Source organism: Desulforamulus profundi, assembly GCF_002607855.1.
Genome location: NZ_AWQQ01000024.1, coordinates 23,674 through 45,556 on the forward strand (window position 1 = coordinate 23,674; position 21,883 = coordinate 45,556).

Below are 21,883 nucleotides of genomic sequence, written 5' to 3' on the forward strand. Positions count from 1 at the left end.
TGCCTCTGCCAGGCAACATGGCAGAGGCATTTTCTTTACATCCATTTCTTTTGGCGGAAAAGGATGATCATCCACAGGGATACCGTAATCAAACCCAGTGTAATGCTGACGGTAGACCAGACGGAGTCTTGGTCCGGTAAAGGAACATTCATACCAAAAAACCGGTCACAAAGGTTAAGGGCATGAAGATGGTTGAAATCACCGTTAGCACTCGTATGGTTTCGTTGGTCCGGGCGCTGATAATGGAAGAATAGGTGGCCATGGCGCCGTCCACCAAATCCTTGTAGCCGTCAATGGTGTCGGAAATCCGTTCCAGGTGGTCCTTTAAATCCAGGTAGTAGGGTTGATTTTCTTCACTGATGGCAAAGGAACTGCTGCTGATGTTATAAAAGATCCTGCGCTGGGGACTCATGGCCCGGCGCATGGTTAAAATGGTTCTCTTCAGGGCCAGGAACTCATCGGTGGTCTCCCGGCTGGGCTTTTCATAAATTTCGTCTTCCAGATCTTCAATACGATCACCGATCCGGTCCAGTACCGGAAAGTACTCATCAACCAACCCGTCAATGATGGAGTAGAGGAAAAAGTCTTTGCCTTTATTGGAGACCTTGCAATCCGTCAAACAGATTTTCGCCATCCGGCCGAGGCTGGGCAGGGTGTTTTTGTGCACCGTAACCACATAATTTTCACCCAGAAAGATATTGAGCTGTACCAGCATAATCTCTTCGTCCCGCTCTTCGTTGTAGCGAATGGCGTGGATCACCAGGAAATGATAATCATCGTATTTGTCCAGTTTGGCCCGGGGGCTGTAATGCATGCAGTCCTCCACAGCCAGTTCGTGAAAGTCAAAGGCATTGGCCACATATTTCAATTCCTGCTCGGAGAAATTGTACAGATCAACCCATAACAGGTTTTCTTTATTGGCCAGCACCGGCTGCAAGTTGTTCAGACTGATGTCGTGACGCATTTTGTCGTCGGCATGGTCATAAAGATAGGTTTTAATCACCGGCAATCACCTCCAATGAGCAACTGTCATTTGGTAACGGCAGTCACAAGGGTAAGAATGAAAGAACTGTATTTTTTTAAAAGCCTGGGGTACGGATCATCCATTCTTACCACCTCCCATTGGAAAAAATAAAAAACCTTCAGCAAACAGAAGGTCAAAAAACCCCACAAAAGGGCAGATCAGGCCTTCCCCACTCGTACAAGCTTTAGCACATACATAGCTAGGGACATCGATCCCAGCCACATTAGGTAAAACCTTAATCCGGTAGAACCTGTTAACCCGTTAGAGTCTCTCGACATTTCCGGGTAGTGGCATCTGTCTATGTAGAAGCCTCACCTAACGAAGAAAACTATTCACTTACTATAAAATATAGGATATACAAGCCAAAGTGTCAACCCTCATTGGGTAAATTTTAAGCGATTTAGCTTATTAGCAATGATAGAATATAAATTTTGTTATTTATCTATCGTTTGCTGGCCATAACTCCTGCTTGATGTCTGTTAGCTTGATTTAAGCATTGAAGGGAAGTCATCCTTTAAACTAACGAACCGTTTTCATTGCCGCGTGCTGTTTAACTACATTTTGCAGCACGTTTTCATGAATATCGAGAAGGCGTCCCACGGATAGGATCAGCTCGTCCGCCTGCCTGGGGATAAATTCGGGGGATGTGGCTAGGGTGATCATCTCCGCTGTTTGCCGGAATACCAGGAGAGACGCTGCCTGCAATAAATGATAATACACAGTTTTTTCCCGTCCATTGGGCGATAAGCAAATTAATTCCACGTGCAGAATATTACCATGTTTGATTTAAAGAATGGCATAAGTATGCTCCGGTAAATAAAACAACCTGTTCCATTCGGGCACAATATTTTTCCTTGCTAAGTTTGTGGTTTCATTTCTAAACGGATAAAAAGAAAATTGAGAATCGGCATCAATCTTGCAAGTAATAAAGATATATTATAAAGTTATATTTTCTTCATTTGGATTGATCAACAGTTTAGAAAAATTCCTTATTAAACGAATATTCCAATGTCCTATAAGAGGAGTTATTAACACATTGTCGAATTCTGATAATATGACTCCTGGTTTGATACTTGGGGGGTGATGATCATTGCCTTAATATCTACGGATCATAACAATTGCCGCAAGTGCTATGCCTGTGTAAGAGCCTGTCCCGTCAAGACCATCGCTATAAAAAGGGGTCTGCCGGAAATTATAGAGGCAGGATGCTTGGGATGCGGGCAGTGTGTGCTGGCATGTTCGATCGGTGCAAAGATTGTTCATGATGATTCTCCCGTTATTCAAAAATGGTTGTCCGAGGGAATGAAGGTGGTTGCCCTGGTTGCGCCGTCTTACCCGGCTTCCTTTCATTTAAACAGCGGTCAATTCGTTGCCGCACTCCGCCACCTGGGGTTTTCCGGCGTGCATGAAGTGGCTTATGGCGCCGGGATTTGTGCCGGGGAGTATTCAAAGTATTTCAGCGGGCAGCATGCAAAAACAATACTTTCAACCGCTTGCCCGGCAGTTGTGCAACTGGTTGAAAAACATTTTTCGAACCTCATTCAATACCTGGCCCCCATCGATTCACCCATGATCATTCAGGCAAAGATTATTAAAGCGGTTCAACCGGACGCAAAGGTCGTTTTTATCGGCCCGTGTTTTTCTAAAAACTACGAGTCCAAAGACCTTAACACAGGCGGTTATGTTGACGCGGTAATTAATTTCAGGCAGCTTGGCCACTGGTTTGACAGTACCGAGATTGCCTGGCAGGAATTGGCGGAACAGTCTTGGGATAACCCGCAGCCGGACCTGGCCCGCACCTTCCCCATCAGCGGCGGACTTTTAAAAACTTCCGGCATCCTGGAGGATGTTACCAGCATGGAAATTGTGGTGGTGGAAGGGGCCCGGCGCTGTATCGAAGTGCTAAAAGCTATTGACAGCGGGGATTTTACTCCCAAGTTTGTGGATATGCTGGTTTGCGAAGGCTGTGTCATGGGACCAGGGATGGTCAGTGACAAGCCCTATATGGTAAGGGCCCACCAGGTGGCGAAAACCGTTCAGCAAAGCAATCATTCTGTTTGTCATCAAGAAATGCGACAGGTTTTGCAGGAGCTGGATTTTACAAGAACATTCCAGGCCAAGCCGGTCTTGAAGAAAACCTATACGGACGAACAGGTCTGGCAAACCTTGAGAGAAACCGGCAAACACAACATCAGGGATCTCATTAACTGCAGCGCCTGTGGTTATGATACCTGCTGGGAGAAGGCTGTGGCCTGCCTGCAGGGAATGGCCGAAAAGGAAATGTGCCTGCCCTTCCTTTTACGACAGGTTCCTGCTTTGACCAGCAGCCTGATGGATATGAGCAGCAAATTAATGCTTTCCATGGAATCCATTAATTTCTCTACCCTTACCCTCAAGGGAACCACCTCTAAAATCAACAGCAGGAACCAGCACCTGGAAGCCCTGATGAAGGAAACCAATACCATCGCCAAGGATACCCTGGAATTGGCCAACAAGGTCCTGTTGATGGTATCTCAATATCAATTTCCCATAACGGACAAACAGGTACCCCAACTGCCCCTGGCCCCTTCCGATATCGAAGAAATCCGAAACATTGCCGCCCAAAGCAAGCTGCAGTCCGAAAAGGCCACCAAAGCCTTTGAGGATATTGCCAGTGTCTTAACACGCCTGAGAGAAGACAGTGTAATGATCCTGGAACAGGAAAAGGCCATCAAAGTGGTAACCAGTTCGCTGGAGCAAATCGTAGCCACCTATGATCAACTGCTCAATATCGGCGCCGCCATGGCCAGCATCGGAAGAAATTATGTATAACTTCAAAGGCCCGGAATCACCATGGAATCTAATAGTATGAAATTTTATAGAAAAATATAGAAATCTACGAAATTTCTTTGAACTTATCCCAATAATCCTTGAAGTAAGGATTTCTCAGGATTAAGTCCTTAGCCCAACTATTGGGGCGTGAAGTTCGCTCCAGCCTGCTAATGAATCGCTTCACCAACACCTGGAGGATCAACTTTTTGTTCTTGTAAACGGAACCAATCTCGTCAGAACTTCTGACACAGATATTTCTGGCTCCATTTACGTCCGCATGGGTTTTATAACCACAGTACCGACAGACAAATTCTGCCTGGGTACTGCGATTACTCTTATCGACATACCCGCAGGAATTACAGGTTTGCGACGTGTAGGCAGGGTTAACATAGGTTACTTTGATACCATATTCCTCTGCTGCCGCATCAAGTTTAGCGGTTATAACTGCCTTGCCAAACCGGGAGAGAAGTCGGTTTAACCTGCGGGATAGGTTGGGGTTTTGAAAGTTAAGTTTTTCTATAACAATCTCTTTGGGGCAATACAGCTTAACAATTCGGTTTACAATCCGGCATATATCATTTTTAAGGTAAGACCTGAGTTTAGAAACTAATCTGTCATAACGAGGGCTTCTCACTTTAGTCCCTGCTTCTGCCGGTTACGGGCCAGTTCGGTGATAATGCCGTCATATTTCAGAAGGGTTTCGTAAAACTTACGACCAAATAAGTCGCCGCGGTCAGTAGTAAAAATACTCTTTAAGCCTAAGTCCAGGGCTGTCTTAGGTGTCAGGGGTTTATATTCTTTGGATTTAGTTTTGTCCTTAATAAAAGATACAGTCATCTTGCCTTCCTTAGTCAAATTAAACTGACAGAAATTCTTTAACTGACCCGGTATATCCTCAAAATATTCGTTAGACTGCACAGGAATGTAAACCGGCTTGCCTTTATCCAGAGTAGATAACCGAACCCAAAACGGCAGGGGAAGGACAGAGGTTTCCTTGGCCGTGGACAGGGCAATGGTGGTCTTTGTTTTTACCACCCCGGGCGCACCTTTAATGACTTCGCTGACCAGTTCTTCCAAATCCCTGATACGGGTGCAGCGTACTTTAAGAAGATAGTCCTCTTCACCGGCTATGTGATGGCATTCCAACACTTCCGGCAGTTCCTGCACACGATGCAAAAAGTGTAACCGGTCATCCGGATGCTGTAAAACAACATAAATGAAAGCCAGCACCTCACAGCGAACCGCAGCCGGCTCCACCACCGCCGTATACCCTTTAATAATGCCCCGGTCTTCCAAGTTTTGTCAACACTCTGTAACATGTTTTACGTGAAACATTTTCCTTTTATAGGTACCCACATCAATACCTTTTTAAGAAGGAAGAAATCCTTTCTTTGTTGAATAGGGATAAATAGAAGAACTTGGGGGGTGCTCAATTGGGGAAAATCATATGCATTACCAACCAAAAAGGAGGAGTGGCCGCGCGTCCGTAAGACGCTTTAGTGAAAGTCGTGTATATACGATAACCCTAGCGGTTCATTAGGGGTTCGTACCATCTCACTAACCCAAGATCCGAAAGGTGAAGGGAAAAACAGCATGTGAGAAAAGCATGAATGGCTTGAAATAGGCTAAAGTCAGGTTATGCAAGGTACAGGTATCCTATGGCTAAGGCTAAACTGCTTGAACTCTAGTATCCTCGCTGTAACCCGCCCAGATAAGGGAACGCCTTTTGATAACCCTTATGGTGTGTTGAAACCCGTGAATTTTGGTCACAACATGGGAAAAGCCATATCGCATTTACCTACGGCGAATATGGAGAACCGCCTACACACCCAAGTGTCAGTAAGACACTCAAGGATACGAACGGAGAGCCTAAGGGATACCATTGCACTAAAGTTGTTAAACGGAGATTACCTACGTGGGAACGTTCTATCATTAAGAACTATGCATGATAATCCCGCAAGGGATATGGACGCTGAATATCCCATAAGGTAACGGAGCTTCCGTAGTAGTCCGAGATGGGGAAAGCCTATCACATGGCGAAGGGAAGCAGGTCGTCCGATATACTAGGATATGAGGTATGCGAAATGCAGACAGCCGAGACTATACTAGGTATATTAAATCAAAAGTCGATAGAGAATCCAAATCAAAGATTCGAGAGATTATACCGTTTACTCTACAATAAGGACTTCTACTGGAATGCCTACTGTAAAATTGCCAGTAAAGAAGGTAATCTAATCAAGGTTGTAGATGACGATACCATTGATGGCTTTTACGAAAAGAAAATAGAGAAACTAATTGAAGAAATAAGGACGGAAAGGTACTACCCAAAACCGGCCAGAAAGAAGTACATTCCCAAAAGCAACGATAAACTTCGTCCCCTATCAATCCCTAGTTTCTCGGATAAACTTGTCCAAGAGGTCATCAGAGAAATTTTAGAAGTCATCTATGAACCACACTTCTCGGAAAACTCGCATGGCTTTAGACCCAATAAAAGTTGCCATACAGCCCTCTACCAGATTAAGAAAAACTGGCGAGGTGTAAAATGGGTTATCGAAGGAGATATAACCAGTTTCTTTGATAATATCTCCCACGAAAAACTTCTTGAAATTCTCAGTAGGAAAATTGATGATAACAGGTTTCTTAGACTAATTGACAAATTCCTCAAGGCTGGATATATGGAAGATTGGAAAAAGTACGAAACCTACTCGGGAACACCCCAAGGTGGGATACTTAGCCCAATCCTAGCGAATATCTACTTGAACGAATTTGATAAGTTTATAGAACGAATCTGTGAACAATATTCCTACGGTGAACTAAGAAGAAGAAACCCAGAATACAACAAGCTGAATTGCAAATATCACTACTACTCAAATAAGGGTCAAATGGACAAAGGCTACAGCAGAGTGAAGTATTGTAGATATGCAGACGACTTTGTCATTGGCATATGGAATGACAAAGCCACCGCCGAAAGAATCAGAGACTTCGCTAAGGAATTCTTGGAAAATGAGTTACTGATAGAACTCAACCAAGAGAAGACACTAACAACAAACCTCAAAGACGAAAACGTAAAGTTCCTAGGGTACGAAATATCCAAGTCAGGTAAACACAAATATACAACTGATAAGAGAAAGGGCTTCTTTGTAAACGAAACCATTCAACTGTTAGTACCCTCTAAGGTGGTAAACAAACACATAGCTAAATACTCTAAAAACGGCAAAGCTATACATTTACCACAAAGAGTAAACCAACCTGAATTAGATACCCTTATGCAGTATAATGCTGAAATCAGAGGTTTGTACAACTATTACTCCTTAGCAACAGATGTGAGTACCAAAATAAACAAGGTTAGGTTCTACAATTACGATAGTCTGGTTAAAACCCTTGCCTTCAAACATAAATGCTCATATAAGAAAATAATTGAGAAATTCGGTGTAGAAGTCCCACTAAAAAACAACAATACAGGGACTAAAAAACTGTTAGGCGTCAAATACAAAACCAAAGAAGGCGAAAAGGTATTAACATACTTTAACGAGAGCCTATCTAAGAGAGAATTTCCAATAATTAACCTTGTTGACCAATTACCCTTGCCACTAAATCACCGAACTACACTACTAGATAGAATCCAAACCAACGAATGTGAATTATGTGGCAGCAAGGAAAATATCGAGGTACGCCACATCAAAAAGTTGAAAGAAGTCAAAGAAAATGGCGGAAAAGGGGCAAAGAAATGCCCCAAAGGGTGGAATTAATGTCTGCACTGAACAGGAAAACCTTAGTGGTATGTGCGCAATGCCACGATAAGATACACAACGGAAATCTCTAACTTTTGATGAATAGGATGACTGGAGAGCCGTATGCTTGGAAACTTGCACGTACGGTTCGGAGGGGGAGTACAGAAACCTACCATAGTGATATGGCAAGGCGCTGGACTCCTACCCTACAAGACCACCACTGCCGTAAATGTAGGGGCCAGCCTCGCCCTGATGGGACAACCTGTACTGCTGGTTGACATTGATCCCCAGGGTAATGCCAGCAGTGGTTAGGTATTGATAAAACTGACCTGGAACGCTGTATTTATGATGTTTTAATTAATGATATTTCTCCCAGGGAAGTGATTATTTCCACAGATATCCGAAACCTGGATATACTTCCCTCTACCATACAACTGGCCGGGGCGGAAGTTGAGATGGTGTCCTTGATCGCCCGGGAGCAGATTCTCAAACGGGCGCTAACGCCATTAAAGGAAAAATATCAATATATTATTATCGATTGTCCTCCATCACTGGGATTGTTGACCCTTAATGCTCTGGCGGCAGCAGATTCGGTATTAATACCAATTCAATGTGAGTTTTATGCGCTGGAAGGTGTTGGCCAGTTAATGAACACCATCCAGTTAGTACAAAAACACCTTAATACCGACTTAAAAATCGAGGGCGTATTATTAACCATGTTTGATGCCCGGCTGAATCTTTCCATACAAGTGGTAGATGAAGTGAAAAAGGTTTTCGGCAGCAAGGTGTATAAAAGTATCATCCCGAGAAATGTTCGTCTAAGTGAAGCACCCAGTCATGGGATACCGGTGGTTATTTACGATCCAAATCCAGGGGGTCCGAAGCATACCAAGAACTAGCCAAGGAAGTGATGGGTGTTGAATAAAAAACGAGGACTGGGAAAGGGTCTGCAGGCACTGATGCCTGTTGTAACAAATGAAGCCCCCAGTCAAGGGATCTTAAAAGAGATTAGGGTCTCCGATATTAAACCTAATCCAAAACAGCCAAGGTTAAGAATAGATCAAGAGAAACTGCTGGAATTGGTGGATTCCGTCAGGGAATATGGAGTTGTGCAGCCGGTGGTGGTCAGGGCGCAACCCGGCGGCGGCTACGAGCTTATTGCCGGGGAACGCAGGTGGCGGGCCTGCCAGCAACTGGGCCTGGAATACATCCCGGCTGTGATCAGAGAATATGGTGAGCTGCAATCTGCTGCCATCGCCCTGATCGAAAATTTACAGAGGGAAAATCTCAACCCCCTGGAGGAAGCAACCGCTTACCGCAGGCTGATGGATGAATTTCAGCTTACCCAGGAACAGGTCTCCCAACGGTGGGCAAAAGCAGACCCCAGATCACTAATATGATCCGCTTGTTAACCCTGCCCAATGAAATTAAGGTGAAACTCAGCAGCGGGGAAATATCAGCAGGACACGCCCGAACCTTATTGACGTTGGAATCCCGGCACAAGCAGATAGAAGTGTGCGAGTTGATCATTAAGAAGCAGCTGTCTGTGCGGCAGGTTGAAGAATTAGTGAAGAATATTCTTGACGGGGACCAGGATAAAGAAAAGACCAAAAAGGTAAAAACACGTAACCCCGAGATCATGGAATTAGAAGACCAGTTGAGAAGTTGCCTGGGGACCAAAGTACAGATTAAGACCAGCCGGCGAGGCGGTAAGATCGAGATCGATTATTATGACGACAATGATTTAAACAGGCTGTTGGAACTGCTGCTTTCTGAAGATAAGCTAATGGCTTAATGTTTCACGTGAAACATTAAGCCATTAAATTATTGGGCAGGGGAATTTAATACAGTAATAAAATAACTAACTAACTAAAACTAGTTAAAAATATTTATTAAACCTATCTATTACAGTATTATAACAAGTCATCAAAAACATAGAACTTCATAGAAAATAATAGTGCAATTTTCAATTTAAAAATGGTATAATTTTCATATGAAACTAAGTAATTACGCAAAACAAAGAGGAATAACATACCGAGCTGCCTGGAACCACTTTAAAGCAGGGAAAATACCCGGAGCCTATAAAGACCCTAATACAGGTGCAGTGATAATCCCGACTTATGAAGAAACCAGGCTCAAAAATGCTGCCATTTACGCCAGGGTATCCAGTAACGAAAACAAGGATAACCTGGAAAGCCAAGCTGAAAGGTTAAGACAGTATGTCATTGCCAGAGGTTATCAGATCACCCATGTTGTAAAAGAAGTGGGCAGTGGCGTAAATGATAACCGCAAGAAACTTCTCCAACTACTTTGTAAAGATGATTGGGGTACGTTAATAGTTGAGCATAAAGACCGCCTTACCCGGTTTGGATTTAACTACATCCAAACTCTACTTGAAAAAGAGGGTCGTAAAATTGAAGTCGTCAATCTGGCGGAAGATGATAAAGCAGACTTAATACAAGACCTTATTTCCATCATTTACTCCTTCAGTGTCCGGATGTATGGGTTAAGGCGAAGCAAACGCCGGACGGAGAAAATCATTCAATGTCTTACAAAGGAATTTGAAGATGATAAGAACTTACCAACTAAAACACCAGGCCAACAAGAGTAAACAAACTGAAATTAAAGCTATCCTGGATGAATACCGTGTCTTGGCGAGTAAAATCGCTGTAAGACAATGGCATTTGTTTTTTACTAAGGGTGGCTTTAATAAGAATGCGGACATCAAAACTATTTCCACCAGGCTGTCAGAGCGATATAAGCAAACCTGCCAATACCAAGTAGTCGGGTCGCTGGAGTCTTTCATCTCTAACCGGAAGAATGACTTCGTTGACCGGGTTTGCCACAGTTCCTTAGACGTAAGGACCAAGACAGACTTACTTTACATCAATAAACACGGGAAATGGTTTAATGACTCAATAAAAATCCCGGTGTTTGGTGATAAAGGCAAGAAAGTAAAGGGTGAGTACAGGGAGATAAGCCCGGAAGTTATTAGACTAGCCCGCAAAATATTCAAGCACATTCTTTCTAAACACCGTAAGCCTACGATGGGGCGTATAAATATGGCTTTAGACCAAAAGGTTGCGGTAATTAAAACTAGGAACAATAACGGTGCCAAGAAGTTTGACTATTGGGTTCGGTTATCTACTCTGGATAAAGGCAAGCCGGTTTACATTCCTGTGCAGTCTAACGAATATTTTGAGGATATACCGGGTCARTTAAAGAATTTCTGTCAGTTTAATTTGACTAAGGAAGGCAAGATKACTRTATYTTTTATTAAGGACAAACCTAAATCCAAAGAATATAAACCCCTGACACCTAAGAYAGCCCTGGACTTAGGCTTAAAGAGTATTTTTACTACTGACCGCGGCGACTTATTTGGTCGTAAGTTTTACGAAACCCTTCTGAAATATGACGGCATTATCACCGAACTGGCCCGTAACCGGCAGAAGCAGGGACTCAAAGTGAGAAGCCCTCGTTATGACAGATTAGTTTCTAAACTCAGGTCTTACCTTAAAAATGATATATGCCGGATTGTAAACCGAATTGTTAAGCTGTATTGCCCCAAAGAGATTGTTATAGAAAAACTTAACTTTCAAAACCCCAACCTATCCCGCAGGTTAAACCGACTTCTCTCCCGGTTTGGCAAGGCAGTTATAACCGCTAAACTTGATGCGGCAGCAGARGAATATGGTATCAAAGTAACCTATGTTAAYCCTGCCTACACGTCGCAAACCTGTAAYTCCTGCGGGTATGTCGATAAGAGTAATCGCAGTWCSCAGGCRGAATTYRYCTGYCGGTACTGTGGTTATAAAASCCATGCGGACGTAAATGGAGCCAGAAATATCTGTGTCAGAAGTTCTGACGAGATTGGTTCCGTTTACAAGAGTAAAAAGTTGGTCCTCCGGATACTGGTGGAGCGATTCACCGGTAGGCTGGAGCGAGAACCATGCCGCTGTAGTACGGCTAAGGACTTAATTCTAAGAAATCCTTATTTTAAGGATTATTGGGATAAGTTCAAAGAAGTTTCGTAGAGTTCTATGTTTTTCTATGGAATTTCATACTATGCAAAAGGTCATCATGGTTTGCTATGCTATGGACAGGAATCCTACCAGAAGCATTTAGCTGCGCTGCAAAAGCTGATTGGCTAAACTTGATGACTCATAGAACCAGCGGCCCTCGTAAAAGCATCTGCTTTTAAAAGCAGGTGCTTTTTTAACTAGAAGAATTGAAACAGTAATCACCAATTGTTTTAAATGAATAGTACGAGAAGAATGTGTAATAAATTGTAAAATTTCTGCATGATCGGTTTAACTAATACTTAAAAATAGATATAATATTAATAAAAGTAAAACTAAGAGGTGAAAATTTATGAGTATAAATAAAATGTCACACAAAGGCCAGGTAGTTATACCTAAACACCTAAGAGACAAGTATGGATTAAAGCCTGAACAAAACATTAGAATAACAGAAATAGATGGTCATATAGCCATAATACCGCTGTTTGATGACCCAATTAAAGATACAAGGGGAATTCTTAAAAAGACCCATCCCAAGATAACTTTTTCGGCAGACGAACTAATTAAGGAATACCGAGAAGAAGAAAAGTCTCTGGAATCGCATAGGGAGGATGGTTTTTAAATATGGAGAGTTATGTTTTGGACACTTACGCTGTACTTGGATATTTTTTGGACGAGCCATCCGCAGAGACCGTTGCAGAAATACTTGAATTAGCAAGAAACAGTGAAATCAAGTTGTATATGTCATGGATCAATGTGGGTGAAGTATATTATATTATCCAACGAAGATACGACAGAAAAATAGCAATAGACTTACTTGAAAATTTAAAAGCATGGCCCATTGAACTATTTCAAGTATCCCATGAACTAGTGATTTTAGCTGGAGATATAAAGGCAAAGTATCCAATGTCTCTTGGAGATTCATATGCTGCGGCATTAACAATGCGGGTACGAGGGACACTTTTAACTGCGGATAAAGAGTTTCAACGACTTGAAAATAACATTATCAAGATAAAGTGGTTAAAAAAGCATAGATAAAAAATAATGCACATTGCAACGTTCATGCGAAAAACAACATTAACTTGTGTAGGTTTTTTTATTTTCTTAGGATACCTGCGGAGGGAGGACGGCAGGTGGCGGAAGTACCTAATGTTCAAAATACTAAAGAATAACAAAATTCATCTATCTAATTCTTGACAGTGATTGACTAAAAAATTATACTTAGTAGTAATCAATAGCAAAACAGCGTTGAAGGGGATCGGGCATCTGATACAGGGCCACAGAGAGCCGGAGCAGGTGGAAGCCGGCGCCACATGACAGATTGCCTACATCACCCCGGAGCTGCCCTTCCGAAAGCATCACGCAAGTAGGTTGGGCCGGGTTTGGGAACCCGTTAGCAAATCCGCACAATACATTACTGTATGCTGTGCAAAAGTGGCTCTTAACCGGAGAGCAATCAGGGTGGTACCGCGGAAGGATGACCTCTCGCCCCTGGCAAATCGCCAGGAGTGAGAGGTTTTTTGTTGTACGCTCTGAAAATTTAACCCGATCATAACACAGAACTTCTTGACACTACTTGTCGAAACTACTATACTTACTAGTAATTTATTTAGTAAGGTACAGAAAACAGCTATGATCGGGACAACAGTCTGAACAGGGCCACAGAGAGCCGGGTTGGGTGGAAGCCGGCGCCACTGGCAGATTGGTCTCACCCGGGAGCTGCCCTCGTGAAAGTGATTGGCACGAGTAATTGGGGCCGGGTTTTCAGAACCCGTTATCAAAAGGCACAGGGTATGTATGTATTTTGTGCATGAGTGGCTCTTGCTAAGAGCAATCAGGGTGGTACCGCGGAAGGATAAACCTCTCGTCCCTGGCATTGATGCCGGGGAACGAGAGGTTTTTTGTATACTCATAATCGGGAGGTAAAGCTATGCGCAGCGATGCAATGAAAAAAGGGTTGGAGAGGGCTCCGCACCGCAGTTTGTTTAAAGCTTTAGGATTGGTGGATGAAGAATTGTCCCGGCCTATGATCGGGGTCGTGAACTCCTTTAACGAGATTGTTCCAGGACATATCCATTTGAAAGATATCGCCGAGGCCGTCAAGGCAGGCGTTCGCATCGCCGGCGGGACGCCGGTGGAGTTTCCCGCCATTGCAGTTTGCGACGGCATCGCCATGGGGCACCCCGGTATGCGGTATTCCCTGGCCAGCCGGGAAATCATCGCCGATTCCATTGAGATTATGGCCCAGGCTCATCCTTTGACGGGCTGGTGCTGATTCCCAACTGTGATAAGGTGGTTCCCGGTATGCTGATGGCTGCGGCCCGGCTGAACATTCCCGCCATTGTTGTCAGCGGCGGCCCCATGATGGCAGGAAAATTTCAAGACCAGAATGTTTCGGTAAGTCAAATGTTTGAGGCGGTGGGAGCAGTCCAGGCCGGCCGTATGACCGGTGAAGAGCTGGCTGAACTGGAAGATAACGCCTGCCCCGGCTGCGGTTCCTGTGCCGGCATGTTTACCGCCAACAGCATGAACTGCCTGACCGAGGCCCTGGGCATGGCCCTGCCGGGCAACGGCACCGTGCCGGCGGTCTCCGCCGCCAGGCGCAGGCTGGCCAAAGCGGCCGGCATGCGGGCGGTGGCCCTGGTCAAAGAAGATGTAAAGCCCCGGGATATTTTAACGGCGGAGAATTTCCGCAACGGGTTGGCGGTGGATATGGCCCTGGGCTGTTCCACCAATACGGTACTGCACCTGCCCGCCATCGCCCATGAAGCGGGCATCGAGTTAAACCTCGATTTAATCAACGAAATCAGTGAGAAAACACCGCACCTGTGCAAGCTCAGTCCGGCCGGGCAGCAGCATATTCAAGACCTGTACGCAGCCGGCGGCATCCAGGCGGTGATGAAAGAACTGTCCGTCAATGGTCTGATTAATCCGAACATTAAAACCGTCAGCGGTTTGACGGTCGGCCAATTATTGGAACAGGCAAAAATTAAAGATAGAAATGTCATCCGCAGTGTAAAAGAACCCTACAGCGCCACCGGCGGCCTGGCCATCCTGCGGGGCAACCTGGCGCCGGACGGAGCGGTGGTAAAGAGAGCGGCGGTGGCCCCTGAAATGTTAAAACACACCGGCCCGGCCAGGGTGTTCGACGGGGAAGAGGCAGCCATTGCAGCCATCATGGCAGGCCAAATTAAACCCGGCGACGTGGTGGTGATCCGCTACGAGGGTCCCAAAGGCGGTCCGGGTATGCGGGAAATGCTGGCACCCACCTCGGTGCTGGCGGGGATGGGACTGGACAAAGAAGTGGCGCTGTTAACCGACGGGCGTTTCTCCGGCGCATCCAGGGGAGCTTCCATCGGACACATTTCACCGGAAGCAGCGGAAGGGGGTCTTATCGCCGTCCTTCAGGACGGGGACATTGTGGAGATCGACATCCCCAACTACCGGCTGGAAATCAAGCTGGATCAGGCAGAAATCGACCGGCGCCTGGCCACCTGGCAGCCTCCCAACCCAAAGTAACCACCGGCTACCTGGCCCGCTACGCCAAACAGGTATCTTCCGCCGGCAAAGGAGCGGTGCTGAAGTAGTCGTCGGACGTCAGTGCTTACGGGTCGGGCTTCGGGGTCCAGACAATGGCCATTAGCCATCGACCATTGGCCTTTTAGTAAAAACCAAAAACTTGCAGCCAAAAGCCAAAAGCCGACCCCAAAGAAATGCAGTATTAGCATGACTGGAGGTTTTTACAGATGAAAATGTCCGGAGCGGAGATTTTAATAGACAGTCTAAAAGAAATGGGCGTTGAGACCATTTTTGGGTATCCCGGTGGCGCCATCCTCCTGTGTACGATGCCCTGTATGATGCAGATATTCACCATATCCTGACCCGCCACGAGCAGGGAGCAGCCCACGCGGCAGACGCTACGCCAGGGCCTCCGGCAGGGTGGGGGTTTGTCTGGCCACCTCCGGCCCCGGGGCCACCAACCTGGTGACGGGGATTGCCAACGCCTACATGGATTCAGTGCCCCTGGTAGCCATCACCGGTCAGGTCCCGACGTCCATGCTGGGCCGGGATTCCTTTCAAGAGGTGGATATCACCGGCATCACCCTTCCCGTCACCAAGCACAACTATATCGTAAAAGATATTCGAGATCTGGGACGGATTGTCAAAGAGGCCTTCTATATTGCTGGCACCGGTCGCCCCGGCCCGGTCCTGATTGATGTTCCCAAGGATGTTTCCTCCGGGGAAACGGATTACCACCGCAACAGCTACCCGGCCCTGCCCGGTTACAACCCGCCCCGCAAAGGCCGGGAGGAATTGGTCAACCAGGCCATGAAGCCATCGCCGCAAGCCAGCGCCCGGTTATCTATGCCGGAGGCGGCGTTATCAGCGCCGGGGCCCATGAGGAGCTGAAGAAACTGTCCGAGACACTGTTGGCCCCGGTGGCCTCCACCCTGATGGGACTGGGGGGATTCCCCGGTGACCACCCGCTGGCCCTGGGCATGCTGGGCATGCACGGTACCAAGTACGCCAACTATGCCATTTGCGAGTGCGACCTGCTGATCGCCGTCGGGGTTCGCTTCGATGACAGGGTCACCGGCAAGGTGGAATCCTTTGCCCCCGATGCCAAGATCATTCATATCGACATAGACCCGGCGGAGCTGGGGAAAAATGTTCGGGTAGATATTCCCATCGCCGGGGATGTCAAGGCGGTGCTCAACCAACTGTTGGAACGCCTTGAAGCAAGACTGCCGGCCGCCTGGCAGGACAAAATTGCCGCCTGGAAAAAGGAATACCCTCTTGCATATGATGAAAACGGCGGCAATCTCAAGCCCCAGCACGTCATCCGGGAGATTTACCGGCAAACCGGCGGCCAGGCCCGCATCACCACCGAGGTGGGGCAGCACCAGATGTGGGCGGCCCACTACTATACCTACACCCGGCCCCGTTCCTTTATCTCCTCCGGCGGGTTGGGCACCATGGGTTATGGTTTCCCCGCCGCCATCGGCGTGCAGGTGGCCTGCCCGGAGGAAACGGTCTTTAACATCGCTGGCGACGGCAGCATTCAGATGAACATCCAGGAACTGGCCACCGCCGTGGATTATGATCTGCCTGTGAACGTTGCCATTATGAACAACGGTTACCTGGCATGGTTCGCCAGTGGCAGGAGATGTTCTACAACCGCCGCTATTCATACACTGAGATGAAGAACCCGGACTTTGTCAAGCTGGCCGAGGCCTATGGCGCCGAAGGATACCAGGTGACCCGCAAGGACCAGGTGGCGGAGGTGCTGGATGCGGCCATCCAGTCCCGAAAACCGGTGTTAATGGACTTTGTCATTGAAAGAGAAGAAAATGTTTTGCCCTTTGTTCCGCCGGGTAAGGCGCTGAATGAAATGTTAGGGTAGAAAGGAGTGCCGCGATGTACCATACACTGGCAGTATTAGTGGAAAACAGCCCGGGCGTGCTGACCCGGGTGGCCGGCCTATTCAGCCGGCGGGGATACAACATCGACAGCCTGGCCGTGGGCCGCACCGACAACCCGGCCATCTCCCGCATAACCATCGTGGTGGAGGGGGATGAGCGGGTCCTGGAGCAGGTGAGCAAGCAGCTGCACAAGCTGGTGGATGTCATCAAAATCAATGACATTACTTCATCCGCCCACGTGGACAGGGAACTGGTTCTAATCAAGGTTAGCGCCGATGCCGGCAGCAGGGGAGAAATCATGCAGATTGCCCAGATCTTCCGGGCCAGTATCGTGGACTACGGCCACAAAAACCTCACCCTTGAGTGCACCGGCAACCAGGAAAAAATCAATGCCTTTGAAGAGGCGCTGCGTCCCTTCGGGATCAAGGAATTGGTGCGCACCGGTAAAGTAGCCATGCTGCGGGGCGCTAAATATACCAACATCAACAGAACAAAAGAGGAGGACTAAAATGGTAAAGGTTTATTACGATGCAGATGCTAACTTGGAATTTTTAAAAGGCAAAAAGATTGCCGTGCTGGGTTACGGCAGCCAGGGCCACGCCCAGGCGCAAAGCCTTAGAGATAGCGGTTTGGATGTGGTGGTGGGCCTGCGCAAAGACAGCCCCCGCTGGGCCAAGGCCGAAGCCGACGGCCTGGAAGTGGCCATCGTGCCTGAAGCCTGCGCCAAGGCCGATGTGATCCAGATCCTGCTCCCCGATGAAATCCAGGGACGGGTTTATGCCGAAGAAGTGGAACCCTACCTGAGCGAAGGCAAAGCCCTGATGTTCTCCCATGGTTTTAACATTCACTTTGGCCAAATCGTGCCCCCCAAGCATGTGGATGTCTTTTTGGTGGCTCCCAAAAGCCCCGGGCACCTGGTAAGACGTATGTATGCCGAGGGTAAAGGCGTTCCCGGGCTGGTGGCCGTTTACCAGGATTACACCGGCAAAGCCAAAGACATTGCCCTGGCCTATGCCAAGGGGATCGGCTGCACCAAAGCCGGTGTCTTTGAGACCTCCTTTAGGGAAGAAACCGAGACCGACCTCTTTGGCGAGCAGGCAGTCCTCTGCGGCGGCGTCAGCGAACTGATCAAGGCCGGCTTCGATACCCTGGTGGAAGCCGGTTACGCCCCTGAAATGGCGTACTTCGAATGCCTGCACGAACTGAAATTAATCGTGGATCTCATCTATGAAGGCGGCCTTTCCCGCATGCGGTACTCGGTCAGCAACACCGCCGAATACGGCGACTATATGGTAGGTCCCCGCATCATTACCGAAGAAACCCGTGAGGAAATGAGGCAGGTGCTGGCAGAGATCCAGGACGGCACCTTCGCTCGCAACTGGATGCTGGAAAACCAGGTAAAAGGCCCCCAGTTCAATGCCATCCGCAAAATGGAGCAGGAGCATCCCATTGAACAGGTGGGCGCCGAACTCCGCAAAATGATGCCCTGGCTCAAGAAGTAGACGTCGGTCGTCGGATGTCTGACGTCAGGAATAAAAATATAAAGGTGTTAGCTGGCGGCTGTCGGTCTTCCGGTATGACCAATGGTTTTACTGACGACCGACGACCGACGACTAACGACCAAAACGGGAGGGATATGCTTTGGAAATGACCTGTGCCGAAGCGTTGGTTCGCTGCCTGGAAATGGAGGGTGTGGAGTTAATCTTTGGTTATCCCGGTGGGGCCATCCTCCCTGTGTACGATGCCCTGAACAACAGCAAGATTAAGCATATACTGACCCGGCACGAGCAGGGGGCGGCCCATGCGGCCAGCGGTTATGCCCGGACCACCGGCAGGGTGGGGGTCTGTATGGCCACCTCCGGTCCCGGCGCCACCAACCTGGTAACCGGCCTGGCCAACGCCTATATGGATTCCATTCCGCTGGTGGCCATCACCGGGCAGGTTCCCACCGTCCAGGTAGGAACCGACGCCTTTCAAGAAGTGGATATCACCGGCATCACCATGCCCATTACCAAACACAATTACCTGGTAAAAGACCCCAAAATGATGCCCATGATTATCAAACGGGCCTTTCATATCGCCCGCACAGGCAGGCCGGGACCGGTGTTGATCGACCTGCCCAGGGACGTGGCAAACACCCCCATCCAGTTCAAATATCCCGACGATGTGGAACTGATGGGATACAAACCCACCGTCAAGGGCCATACGGCCCAAATCAACCAGGCAGCCAAACTCATTATGCAGGCCCAGCGGCCCGTCATTTACATAGGCGGCGGCGTGGTGAACGCCGATGCCTCGGAAGAGCTGGTCTGGCTGGCGGAAACCATCGATGCGCCGGTGGTCTCCACCCTGATGGGGCTGGGCGCCTTTCCCGGCGACCACCCGCTGTTCCTGGGCATGCTGGGGCTGCACGGCAACAAAGCCGCCAACCTGGCGGTCACCGAGTGTGACCTGTTGATTACCCTGGGCGCCCGTTTTGACGACCGGGTTACCGGCAGGATTGCTGGGTTTGCCCCCAGAGCGCGGGTCATCCATGTGGACATTGATCCGGCGGAAATCAGTAAAAATGTGATTTCCCACCTGCCCATTGTGGGCGATACCAAGAAGGTTCTGGAGGCCCTGCTGGTGCGGTTGGACAAAAAACAAAACACCGCCTGGACCAACACCGTGGGCTACTGGAAGAATGAATTTGCCCCCTGCTACCGGGAAGGCGGCGAGTATCTGAAGCCGCAGTATATAATAGAAGAAATTTACCGGCATACCGGCGGCGACGTTGTTGTGGCCACCGATGTGGGCCAGCACCAGATGTGGGTGGCCCAGCACTTTCCCTTTAAACAGCCCCGGAAATTTGTCACCTCCGGCGGTCTGGGCTGCATGGGATTCGGGCTGCCCGGCGCCATCGGCGCCCAGTTCGGGAAGCCTGATGAAACGGTGGTGCTGGTGACCGGTGACGGCAGCATCCAAATGACCCTTAATGAGTTAGGCACCGCCGCCGAGCAATGCCTGCCGTTGAAGATCTTTGTGTTGAACAACAGGCGGCTGGGCATGGTACGGCAGCTGCAGGAGTTTTACTGCGAAAAACGCTACATGGCGGTGGACTTCACCTTCGTGCCGGACTTTGCGGCCCTGGCCCGGGTCTATGGTTTTAAGGGCTTCACCGTCCGTACCGACCAGGAGCTGCAGGCTGCCCTGGCAGAGGCCTTCAGCGACCCGGGTCCGGTTCTGGTGGACTGCGCTATCGACCCCGATGAGAATGTACTGCCCATGGTGCTGGCAGGTAAAGATATCTGCGACGCCGTGGATCAGGAATAGATGAGACGGGAGGGAATGGTTTGAGCAACCGGGTTTACATCTTCGATACCACCCTGCGGGACGGCGAGCAGTCCCCGGGTGTCAGTTTAAATATTAATGAGAAACTTCAAATTGCCAGGCAGTTGGCCCGCCTGGGCGTGGACATCATTGAAGCTGGTTTTCCCATTACCTCCCCCGGCGATTTTGCCGCTGTTCAGGCAGTGGTCAGGGAAGTGCGGGGCGTTACGATAGCAGGTTTGGCCCGGGCCAATTTAAAGGATATCGACGTGGCCTGGGAAGCCCTCCGGGATGCGGAGCAGGCCCGTATTCATACCTTTATCGCCACCTCCGACATTCACCTGAAATACAAGCTGCGCAAGGACCGGGACCAGGTGGTTGAGGCAGCGGTGGCGGCGGTGAAACACGCCAAAAAGTACACCTCGGATGTGGAATTTTCCGCCGAGGATGCCTCCCGCTCGGATGTAGACTATTTGGCCCGGGTCTTCGGCGAAGTGATTAAAGCCGGGGCCACGGTCATCAACATACCGGACACCGTGGGCTATGCCATGCCGGAGGAGTATGCCCTGTTTATCAAGCAGGTCATGGAAAGGACGCCCGGCATCGAAAAGGCTGTTGTCAGCGTGCACTGCCACGACGACCTGGGCCTGGCGGTGGCCAACTCCCTGGCCGCAGTGGGCGCCGGCGCCCGCCAGGTGGAAGGCACCGTCAACGGCATCGGCGAAAGGGCCGGCAACGCCGCCCTGGAAGAGGTGGTCATGGGCCTCTACACCCGTAAGGACCGTTACGGCCTCACCACCGGGTTCAACACCCGGGAGATTTACCGCACCAGCCGGTTGGTCAGCTCGTTAACCGGCATGCCGGTGCAGCCCAATAAAGCGGTGGTTGGCAAGAACGCCTTTGCCCACGAGTCCGGCATCCACCAGGACGGTGTGCTGAAGGAGCGCACCACCTACGAGATTATGAACCCGGAAATGCTGGGCATTGCCGCCAGCAACCTGGTGCTGGGCAAACACTCCGGCCGCCATGCCTTCCGGGACCGCCTGGCCGAACTGGGCTACAACTTGACCGATGAAGAACTGAACCTGGCCTTTACCAGATTCAAGTCCCTGGCGGACAAAAAGAAGGAAATTACCGATCAAGACCTGCAGGCCATGGTGGAGGACGAAATCCGGCAAATTCCGGACACCTATACCCTGGAATACTTCCACATCTCCAGCGGCACCACCGTGGTGCCCACGGCCACCGTGGGGCTGCGGGCGGGCGAGGAACGCAAGGAAGACGCTGCCTGCGGCGACGGCCCGGTGGACGCCATCTACAACACCGTGGATAAAATCACAGGCATCTCCTGCACCCTGGTCAACTACGCCATCAACGCCATCACCGGCGGCAAAGATGCCCTGGGTGACGTAACCGTCAAGCTCAAGTGCGAAGGAAGCGAAAAGGTCTACATCGGGCGGGGCGTCAGCACCGACATCCTGGAAGCCTCCGCCAAGGCCTATGTAAATGCAGTCAATAAACTGATGTATGATATCGGGTAAAAAAATATAAGCAAAGTCGAGGTGA

At 48.8% G+C, this 21,883-nt stretch carries 14 protein-coding genes, 5 pseudogenes, 1 riboswitch and 2 other annotated features; of the genes and pseudogenes, 15 read left to right on the plus strand and 4 right to left on the minus strand.

The window, feature by feature from the left end; genetic code table 11:
• Nucleotides 1–35: 35 nt before the first annotated feature.
• Together corA and P378_RS03365 are read right to left on the minus strand one after the other, a co-directional pair.
• Nucleotides 36–1,003 (minus strand): annotated as a pseudogene (corA, locus tag P378_RS03360) (magnesium/cobalt transporter CorA).
• A 182-nt stretch (nt 1,004–1,185) separates the two neighbouring features.
• A riboswitch (M-box (ykoK) riboswitch) is annotated at nt 1,186–1,354 on the minus strand.
• Nucleotides 1,355–1,543: 189 nt separating this feature from the next.
• Complete coding sequence (locus tag P378_RS03365; RefSeq protein ID WP_099082273.1) at nt 1,544–1,744, minus strand: SH3 domain-containing protein; 201 nt, start codon at nt 1,742–1,744, stop codon at nt 1,544–1,546.
• Between the two features lie 363 nt (nt 1,745–2,107).
• Here P378_RS03365 and P378_RS03370 point away from each other — a divergent pair, with 363 nt between their 5' ends.
• Nucleotides 2,108–3,835: a [Fe-Fe] hydrogenase large subunit C-terminal domain-containing protein gene (locus P378_RS03370; RefSeq protein WP_238472826.1), complete on the plus strand. Its 1,728-nt coding sequence runs from the start codon at nt 2,108–2,110 to the stop codon at nt 3,833–3,835.
• 64 nt (nt 3,836–3,899) lie between these two features.
• Here the strand turns inward: P378_RS03370 and P378_RS03375 are convergent, their stop codons facing one another.
• On the minus strand, nt 3,900–4,469 hold the full coding sequence (locus tag P378_RS03375) for an RNA-guided endonuclease TnpB family protein (protein WP_099082274.1): 570 nt from the start codon (nt 4,467–4,469) through the stop codon (nt 3,900–3,902).
• A complete protein-coding gene (locus P378_RS03380) occupies nt 4,466–5,131 on the minus strand; it encodes an Lrp/AsnC family transcriptional regulator (RefSeq protein ID WP_099082275.1) in 666 nt (221 codons plus the stop codon). The genes P378_RS03375 and P378_RS03380 overlap by 4 nt, the downstream gene beginning before the upstream one ends.
• A gap of 737 nt (nt 5,132–5,868) precedes the next feature.
• Here P378_RS03380 and ltrA point away from each other — a divergent pair.
• The 14 genes and pseudogenes from ltrA (at nt 5,869) to P378_RS03445 (ending at nt 21,858) form a co-directional block, all read left to right on the plus strand.
• Nucleotides 5,869–7,584: a group II intron reverse transcriptase/maturase gene (ltrA, locus tag P378_RS03385; RefSeq protein WP_238472827.1), complete on the plus strand. Its 1,716-nt coding sequence runs from the start codon at nt 5,869–5,871 to the stop codon at nt 7,582–7,584.
• 156 nt (nt 7,585–7,740) lie between these two features.
• A pseudogene (locus P378_RS03390) lies at nt 7,741–8,491 on the plus strand (ParA family protein).
• Nucleotides 8,492–8,525: 34 nt separating this feature from the next.
• Nucleotides 8,526–9,085, plus strand: a pseudogene (locus P378_RS23335) (ParB/RepB/Spo0J family partition protein); the annotation flags it as partial.
• A 120-nt stretch (nt 9,086–9,205) separates the two neighbouring features.
• Nucleotides 9,206–9,361: a hypothetical protein gene (locus tag P378_RS24445; RefSeq protein ID WP_476588311.1), complete on the plus strand. Its 156-nt coding sequence runs from the start codon at nt 9,206–9,208 to the stop codon at nt 9,359–9,361.
• Nucleotides 9,362–9,559: 198 nt separating this feature from the next.
• A complete protein-coding gene (locus P378_RS03400) occupies nt 9,560–10,177 on the plus strand; it encodes an IS607 family transposase (protein WP_099082276.1) in 618 nt (205 codons plus the stop codon).
• Nucleotides 10,134–11,600 (plus strand): RNA-guided endonuclease TnpB family protein, encoded by a 1,467-nt coding sequence (locus P378_RS03405; RefSeq protein ID WP_099082277.1) that lies wholly within the window; start codon nt 10,134–10,136, stop codon nt 11,598–11,600. Before P378_RS03400 ends, P378_RS03405 begins: the two co-directional genes overlap by 44 nt.
• A 337-nt stretch (nt 11,601–11,937) precedes the next feature.
• Entirely contained in the window at nt 11,938–12,207 is a 270-nt protein-coding gene (locus tag P378_RS03410) for an AbrB/MazE/SpoVT family DNA-binding domain-containing protein (protein WP_099082278.1), read from the plus strand.
• Nucleotides 12,208–12,209: 2 nt separating this feature from the next.
• Nucleotides 12,210–12,623, plus strand: coding sequence for a type II toxin-antitoxin system VapC family toxin (locus tag P378_RS03415; protein ID WP_099082279.1), 414 nt, complete (start codon nt 12,210–12,212; stop codon nt 12,621–12,623).
• Between the two features lie 201 nt (nt 12,624–12,824).
• Nucleotides 12,825–13,081: a binding site (T-box leader), on the plus strand.
• A gap of 127 nt (nt 13,082–13,208) precedes the next feature.
• Nucleotides 13,209–13,460, plus strand: a binding site (T-box leader).
• Between the two features lie 55 nt (nt 13,461–13,515).
• Nucleotides 13,516–15,172, plus strand: a pseudogene (gene ilvD / locus P378_RS03420) (dihydroxy-acid dehydratase).
• Nucleotides 15,173–15,331: 159 nt separating this feature from the next.
• A pseudogene (gene ilvB / locus P378_RS03425) lies at nt 15,332–16,989 on the plus strand (biosynthetic-type acetolactate synthase large subunit).
• A gap of 14 nt (nt 16,990–17,003) precedes the next feature.
• Nucleotides 17,004–17,516 (plus strand): acetolactate synthase small subunit, encoded by a 513-nt coding sequence (gene ilvN, locus P378_RS03430; RefSeq protein WP_099082280.1) that lies wholly within the window; start codon nt 17,004–17,006, stop codon nt 17,514–17,516.
• A gap of 1 nt (nt 17,517) precedes the next feature.
• Nucleotides 17,518–18,510, plus strand: coding sequence for a ketol-acid reductoisomerase (gene ilvC, locus P378_RS03435; protein WP_099082281.1), 993 nt, complete (start codon nt 17,518–17,520; stop codon nt 18,508–18,510).
• A 139-nt stretch (nt 18,511–18,649) separates the two neighbouring features.
• A complete protein-coding gene (gene ilvB, locus P378_RS03440) occupies nt 18,650–20,320 on the plus strand; it encodes a biosynthetic-type acetolactate synthase large subunit (protein WP_099082282.1) in 1,671 nt (556 codons plus the stop codon).
• Nucleotides 20,321–20,340: 20 nt separating this feature from the next.
• Nucleotides 20,341–21,858 carry a 2-isopropylmalate synthase gene (locus P378_RS03445; protein WP_099082283.1) on the plus strand — a complete coding sequence of 506 codons (1,518 nt, stop codon included), beginning with the start codon at nt 20,341–20,343 and terminating at the stop codon, nt 21,856–21,858.
• The last annotated feature ends 25 nt before the right edge of the window (nt 21,859–21,883 follow it).